At 72.8% G+C, this 7055-nt stretch carries 5 protein-coding genes; all 5 read right to left on the bottom strand.

What is annotated here, in order from left to right; genetic code table 11:
- Positions 1–91 precede the first annotated feature (91 nt).
- Positions 92–4165 carry an LPXTG cell wall anchor domain-containing protein gene (locus ACFVXH_RS37415; RefSeq protein ID WP_387830587.1) on the bottom strand — a complete coding sequence of 1358 codons (4074 nt, stop codon included), beginning with the start codon at positions 4163–4165 and terminating at the stop codon, positions 92–94.
- A 389-nt stretch (positions 4166–4554) separates the two neighbouring features.
- A complete protein-coding gene (locus ACFVXH_RS37420) occupies positions 4555–4755 on the bottom strand; it encodes a hypothetical protein (protein ID WP_049649157.1) in 201 nt (66 codons plus the stop codon).
- 8 nt (positions 4756–4763) lie between these two features.
- Positions 4764–5513 (bottom strand): SRPBCC domain-containing protein, encoded by a 750-nt coding sequence (locus ACFVXH_RS37425; RefSeq protein ID WP_387830589.1) that lies wholly within the window; start codon positions 5511–5513, stop codon positions 4764–4766.
- A gap of 49 nt (positions 5514–5562) precedes the next feature.
- The gene (locus ACFVXH_RS37430; protein ID WP_387830591.1) at positions 5563–6828 is read right to left on the bottom strand and encodes a cytochrome P450; all 1266 of its coding nucleotides are present in this window, start codon (positions 6826–6828) and stop codon (positions 5563–5565) included.
- Between the two features lie 11 nt (positions 6829–6839).
- Complete coding sequence (locus ACFVXH_RS37435; protein WP_049649155.1) at positions 6840–7055, bottom strand: MbtH family protein; 216 nt, start codon at positions 7053–7055, stop codon at positions 6840–6842.

The raw sequence follows: 7055 nt of genomic DNA on the forward strand, positions 1-7055 counted from the left end.
AGCTACCTCGCAGGCCTCCACCTCCGCGCCTCAATGATCTGGATAGACGACCTCGTGCGACCACCCAACTGATCACAACATCACACAGGCCCTAGCCGCGACGACGGGTGCGGCGTGTCGCGAGCGTCAGGCCGCCGCCCAGGAGCAGGAGGCTCCCGGCCAGCTCGGCGAGCCGGGTGTCGGTGCCGGTGCCGGTGTTCGGCAGGTGCCCGTGTGCCTCCTTCGTGGTCACCGTGGTGGTGGACGGCGGGGAGGTCACCGGCGGGCCGGACGGCGGAGTACCCGTCGCCGTCGCCGTGTTGGTGACCTTCCCTCGGTCGATGTCCGCCTGGGTGACCGTGTAGGCGGCCGTGCAGGTGACCGACGCCCCGGGGGCGAGCGAGGCCGCACCCGCCGGGCAGGTCACCACCGGCGGCGTCCCGGCGCCCGAGAACGCCGTCTCGTTCACCGTCACGTTCGTCAGCGTCACGTTCCCGGTGTTCGTCACCAGGTACGCGTAGTCGACCGTCTGTCCGACCGCCGAAACCGTCGTCGGGGACGCCGACTTCGCGATGGTGAGCGCCGGCTCAGGGGTGTTCGGGACGGTGGTCGAGGACGGCGGGGAGGTGACCGGCGGGCCGGACGGCGGAGTACCGGTCGCCGTCGCGGTGTTGGTGATGCTGCCCGCGTTGATGTCCGCCTGCGTCACCGTGTACTCGGCCGTGCAGGTCAGCGACGCCCCGGGGGCGAGCGAGGCCGCAGCGGGCGGGCAGGAGACCACCGGCGGCGTACCGGCGCCCGAGAACGCCGTCTCGTTCACCGTCACGTCCGTCAGCGTCACGTTCCCGGTGTTCGTCACCAGGTACGCGTAGTGCAGCACCTGGCCCACCCCGGTCAGCGCCGTCGCGTCCACCGACTTGACGACGGTGAGCGCCGGTGCGGGCGTGACCGTGACGGTCACGGTGGACGGCGGGGAGGTGACCGGCGGGCCGGACGGCGGAGTACCGGTCGCCGTCGCCGTGTCGGTGATCTTCCCGCTCCGCAGGTCGCTCTGGGTGACCGTGTAGCTGGCCGTGCAGGTGACCGACGTGCCGGGGGCGAGCGAGGCCGCAGCCGGCGGGCAGCTCACCACCGGCGGCGTCCCGGAACCGGAGAACGCCGTCTCGTTCACGGTGACATTCGTCAGCGTCACGTTCCCGGTGTTCGTCACCAGGAAGCTGTAGTCCACGACCTGCCCGACCGCCGAAACCGTCGTCGGCGACGCCGACTTCACGATCGTGAGGGCCGGCTCGGGGGTGTTCGGGACGCTGGTCGAGGACGGCGGGGAGGTGACCGGCGGGCCGGACGGCGGCGTGCCCGTCGCCGTCGCGGTGTTGGTGATCTTCCCTCGGTCGATGTCCGCCTGGGTGACCGTGTAGCTGGCCGTGCAGGTGACCGACGCACCGGGGGCGAGCGAGGCCGCAGCGGGCGGGCAGCTCACCACCGGCGGCGTCCCGGAACCGGAGAACGCCGTCTCGTTCACCGTGACGTTCGCCAGCGTCACGTTCCCGGTGTTCGTCACCAGGTACATGTAGTGCAGCACCTGGCCCGCCGCCGTCAGCTCCGTCGCGTCGACCGACTTGACGATGGTGAGGGCCGGGTTGGCGGTGGCCGTGACGGTCACGGTGGACGGCGGGGAGGTCACCGGCGGGCCGGACGGCGGCGTACCCGTCGCGGTCGCGGTGTTGGTGATCTTTTCTCGGTCGATGTCCGCTTGGGTGACCGTGTAGGCGGCCGTGCAGGTGACCGACGCACCGGGGGCGAGCGAGGCCGCAGCGGGCGGGCAGCTCACCACCGGCGGCGTCCCGGTGCCCGAGAACGCCGTCTCGTTCACCGTCACGTCCGTCAGCGTCACGTTCCCGGTGTTCCTCACCAGGAAGCTGTAGTCCACGACCTGTCCGACCGCCGAAACCGTCGTCGGCGACGCCGACTTCGCGATGGTGAGCGCGGGCGTCGCCGGGACCGGGGTGTTCGTGAAGGTGCAGAGCACCATCGGGCTGTTCTTGTCCTCCACCGTCGCCGGGAACGGCAGGTTGAAGGTGGTCACGCCGCTGCCCGAGGCGACCGGGGCGTTGCCGTTGGCCGTGTCGACGCAGTCGTAGGTGGCGGTGTAGTCGGAGAGGCTTCCGGAGGCCGCCGTCTCGGTGAGGGTGTAGGTGGTGCCGGACAGCGCGATGACCGGGCCGGCCGGGGGCGACTGGACGCCCGTGCTGGTGCCGGTCGTGGTGGCGGTGTTGCCCTGGGTGACGCCACCGCCGGTGATCTCCAGCGTGAACTGGTCGTTGGACGTGGTCGACTCGGCGAACCGGCCGACGATGTCCTTCTGCAGGGTCAGGGTCGGGTTGGTGGAGCAGGCGCCGAGGTCCACGGAGAGGAAGGCGTTGTTGGTGTACGGCGTCGGACCGGCCGTGACCGCGCCGGTGTTCGGGTTGAGTCGCTCCAGGTAGGTGGTGGTCCCCGAGGTGAACTCGATGTAGAGGTTGCCGACGTTGTCGAAGGCCGCCCCGTTGAAGGACCTGTCCGTCGGGTTGTCCAGGGTGCTCAGCGTCGTGCTGGTCAGCGGCACACCGGTGGCCGACCCCGTGGTGGGGATCGGTGCGGAGACCCGGCCGATGGCGGCGTCGGTCCCGACGGAGGAGAGGATGTAGAGGTTGCCGCCCGCGTCGAAGGTGATGTCGCCGTTGGGGCCGGAGGTGCCGGTGACCGGCAGGTCGAACGTGCCGATCACGCCGGGGATCGCGGTGTTGGTGGTGGTGTTGAACCCGTAGAGGGTGGCCACGCCGGGCGTGGTCGCGGTACCGGGCTCGAAGCTGGCGTAGTAGTAGATGCCGTTGACCGGGTTCACCGCGCCGGCGACGAAGGAGTCGCTGGTGGGGCCGGCGGATCCGGTGTAGACGGTCCAGGCGCCGGTGGCCGCGTTGTAGCCGTACACGTTCACGGACCCGCTGACGGCCGGCGTCTGGTCGACCACGTAGGCGGCGGTGCCGCCGTCCGTGATGCCCAGGGCGTTGGTGAAGCCGGACCCGGCGGGGAGCGTGCTCACCGTCGTGGCGGTCACGCTGGCGCCGCCGACGGTGCCGGAGGCCAGGGCCAGCAGGGTGCCCGTACCGGCGCCCGAGGAGCCGCGCTGGACGGCGTAGATCGTGTTGCCGCTGCAGTCCAAGGGGGTGCCGGGTGCCCTGGGGGCGTGGCCGGCCGGGGCCGTGCCCGACGGGGGGACGCTCTCAGCGGACGCTGCGGCCGACGGGGGCTCGGGGGCGCTCGCGGCGGACGGCACCGCGGACGGCGAGGCGGACGGGGCCTGCGAGGCGTTGCCCTGGACGGGGGCGGCCTTCGCCGAGGCGGCGTCCGGGGCCTGCCACTCCAGCACCACGAGGCCGTTGCCGCCGTCACGTCCGTCGCGTCCGTCATGTCCGTCGCGGTCGCCGGGCTTCACCGGGGCGGCGGGGTGAGCGAAGCCGCCGAAGCCCGCCCCGGCGACGTACTGGCGCTCGGTCAGGTGGGAGACCAGGCCCGCCGGAACGTCGCCGCCCCCGGAGCCGACGGCCGCGCCGCCCGCGCTCGGGGAGGTGCCGCCGTCGGCCGCCAGCAGGGTGCGGGCCGAGGCGTGCGGCTCGTCGGCCAGGACGCTGGAGGCGCCGCCGCCGAGGGCCGTCCGAGCCGCCGGGGAGCTCGGGTCCTCGGAGTGCGCCCGCCCGCCCTGGCCGGGCACCACCGTCAGCCGCTGCCCCGGCGTCACGTCCAGCAGAGCCGTCGCGAAGGCGCCGGCGGCCCCCGGTCGGCTCCGGTGGTCGGCGCCGGCCGTTCCCGCGGGGCTGTCCGCTTCGGCGGCCGCGCCCGCACCCCAGGCCTTTGCCCGGACGGAGGTGACGCCGGGGGGAACGGTGAAGTCCTGGCCGCCACCGGTGTGGGTGAAGGCGAGGCAGTCGGTGTAGCCCGGGTCGGGCGGGCAGGCCTGGGCGGCGTGCGCGGCGGGGGCGGCCATCAGCGGGACGAGCGACAGCGGTGCCAGCGTCAGCGCCGCTGCCAGCGCTCCGGACCAGCCGCGCCGCTTCGACGCGGCACGGTTCGACGGACGAGCCGGGACGGTACTGCCCCGCACCCCGAAGGCCGGGGCCAGGCCCCGGCGACGTCTGACTTTGGGCATCGAGGACTCTCCAGGGTGTGCACGGGACTCTGGATGACGGAGTGAACACGCCATTGGGCGACGGGACGACTATGCCGTCTCCACCATCCGGGTCGGTCCGGCACGCTGGGGAGGTCATCCCGGCGGCCCACACGAACGGTCCGACCACCGCGCTCGACGCCCGTCGCGCGCCCCCTGCACGGGGTGCGACCGACCGCGACGACCTCGACCCGGGCCAGTGCAAAGTCTGTTGACGCATCGTCATATGAACTAACCGCGTCGAGCGGAGTCGTCCCACACCCGCGCCGGCGAGGGCGGTCCGGCCGGTGAACGCCACCGGACGCGGCGAGGCCGGTGCCATCCGGGAGCGGCGGCTCCCGGACAGCACCGGCCTCACGGTGCGGGAAGGGCTACCAACGGCGGCGCGGCGCCGGTGGGTTGAGCTTGGCGGCGAGCGCCGAGAGGAAGGTCGGAAGCTTGTCGACCATGGCCTTGGGGACCGGGGTGGTCTCGACGCTGCCGGTTCGCACGTCCTCGACGAGCAGCGTGTACGTGCCGTTCTCCTCGACGAGTTCGGCGGCGAAGAGCAGTGTCCTGGTGGAGGTTTCCATCGGGGTTCCTAGGCTTGGGTGTCGTTGAGCCAGGCGGTCCACGCCGCGGTGGCCCGCTGCTCGTCGGCGTCCTCGGCGAACAGGTGGTGGCCGAGCCAGATCGGCACGTTCCAGGTGCTGCCGTTGAAGAACCGGTAGAGCGCGTCCGGGCCGCGCAGGCCGACGAAGTCGGGGCTGAGCCAGTCCACGACCACCTCCTCCGGGCCGCCGTCCGTACCGGGGACGTCGAGTTGCAGGCGGTCGCCGACGGCCGCGTCGGCGGCGAGGCCGAGGCGCAGCCGCAGGGCGGCGAAGTCGGCCGGGTCGGCGGTGGGTTCGGGGCGCGGGGCCCTGACGTAGACGGCGGAGCGGCCGGCGAAGTGCCGCAGGTACTCGGCGAGGCCGTGCTGGTAGAAGTCGACGTGCTTCTCGGCCGCGTCCGACTTGGCGTCCCACATCCAGGCCTCGTCGACGACGCCCGTGTGCACCCAGTGGATGCCCATCCGCAGGTGGCTCGTTCCGCCGTCGGCGGGCTCGATGTGGTAGCTGAGCGTGTTGGAGAACCCGCCGTCCTGGGTCGCCCGGACGGCGAACCGCCGCGGCGGCTCCCACGCCACGACGGTGGAGTCGCCCCGGCTGGCCTTTCCGCCGACGCGCGGCTCGACCTCCATCGGGTACAGCCAGCCGAGGTTGCCGGCGCCGGTGGCGACCGCGTCCCAGACCTGTTCGGGCGTGGCGGGCAGGTCCTGTTCCCGGCGGACCTCGAACTCTCGGGCCATGATCGGTACTCCTTCGTCGTCGTTCATGGTCAGTGGTCGTCGTTCATGGTCAGTAGGTGACCGGGAGGGCGCTCAGCCGCCGTTGCAGCGGGTTGGGCCGCCAGTCCAGCGCCGCCTCGTCGGCCAGCCGCAGCCCGGGCAGCCGGCGCACCAGCGTGCCGATCGCCACCTCGGCCTGGAGCTTGGCCAGCGGGCCGCCGAGGCAGAAGTGCGGGCCGTGGCCGAAGGTCAGGTGCCGGTTGCCGGGGCGGGTGAGGTCGAGCCGGTCGGGGTCCTCGAAGCGGTCCGGGTCGCGGTTGGCCGCGGCGAGGAACAGGTACGCCAGTTCGCCCTCGCGCAGCTTCCGTCCGCCGATCTCCAGGTCCTCCGCGACGACCCGGACGATCGCCTGGGTCACCGTGTCGTAGCGGGCGAGCTCCTCGACGGCGCCGCGGATCAGCCCCGGATCCGCCCGCAGCCGGGCCAGTTGGTCCGGGTGGCGCAGCAGGGCGAGGACGCCGTTGTTGATCAGGTTGGCGGTGGTCTCGTCGCCGGCGGTGATCAGGACGAAGCAGGTGGACAGCAGTTCGGAGTCGGTGAGCCGCTCGTCCTGCGCCTGGGTGGCGACCAGGGCGCTGATCAGGTCGTCGCCCGGCGCGCGCCGGCGCTCCCGGATGAGCCCGGACAGGTACTCCTCGTACTGGTCGATCGCCGCCTCGGACTTGTCGATGTCCTCGGTGAGCCGGCCGAAGCGGCGGAACCAGCCCTTGACCCGCGGCCGGTCCTCCTCCGGGATGCCGAAGAGCTCGCAGACGACGGACATCGGCAGCGGGGCGGCGACCGCCTCGATCAGGTCCATGCTCCGCCCGGCCGCGACCGCCTCGTCGACGAGCCGGTCGACGATGCCCTGGACGCCGTCGCGCAGCGCTTCGACCCGGCGGGCGGTGAAGGCCCGGTTGGCCAGCTTGCGCAGTCGGCTGTGGTCCGGCGGGTCGGTGTTGGTCATCACCCGGCCGAGCCGGTCGGTGAGCCGGCTCAGGGCCTTCAGGTCGCCGCCGAGCGCGCTGTAGGCCCGGGTCATCCGGTCGCGGTCGTTGGACAGCCGCAGGTCGCCGAGAGCCGCCTCGATGTCGGCGTACCGGGTGAGGTACCAGATGCCCTGGTCGCTGCGGTGGACGGGGCTCTCGCGCCGCATGCGGGCGTAGAGGGGGTACGGGTCCCGCCGGGCCTCGGGGGTGAGCAGGTCCGCGGCGAAGTCGTGGGACGGGACGGGGTCGTGGGCCGGGGCGAGGCCCGCCGCGGGGCGGGCCTCGTCCGTGGTGTCGGTCGGGTTCACTACGGGCCGCGCTACTTCCGGGTGTCCATGGCGTCGGCGAGGCTCCTGGGCCGCATGTCGGTCCAGGACTTCTCGACGTACTCCAGGCAGGCGGCGTTGGTGTCGGGGCCGTGGACGACGGTCCAGCCCTCGGGGACGTCCGCGAACTGCGGCCAGAGCGAGTGCTGGTTCTCCTCGTTGACGAGCACGAGGAAGGTGCCGTCCTGGTCGTCGAAGGGGTTGGTCAT

This window comes from Kitasatospora sp. NPDC058184 (genome assembly GCF_042883725.1).
In the GTDB taxonomy this organism is placed as follows: Bacteria; Actinomycetota; Actinomycetes; order Streptomycetales; family Streptomycetaceae; genus Kitasatospora.

Excerpts from the sequence above, each read along its gene's own strand:
- ACFVXH_RS37415 (WP_387830587.1), bottom strand. The coding sequence starts at position 4,165 with ATGCCCAAAGTCAGACGTCGCCGGGGCCTGGCCCCGGCCTTCGGGGTG.
- ACFVXH_RS37420 (WP_049649157.1), bottom strand. The coding sequence starts at position 4,755 with ATGGAAACCTCCACCAGGACACTGCTCTTCGCCGCCGAACTCGTCGAG.
- ACFVXH_RS37425 (WP_387830589.1), bottom strand. The coding sequence starts at position 5,513 with ATGGCCCGAGAGTTCGAGGTCCGCCGGGAACAGGACCTGCCCGCCACG.
- ACFVXH_RS37435 (WP_049649155.1), bottom strand. The coding sequence starts at position 7,055 with ATGACCAACCCCTTCGACGACCAGGACGGCACCTTCCTCGTGCTCGTC.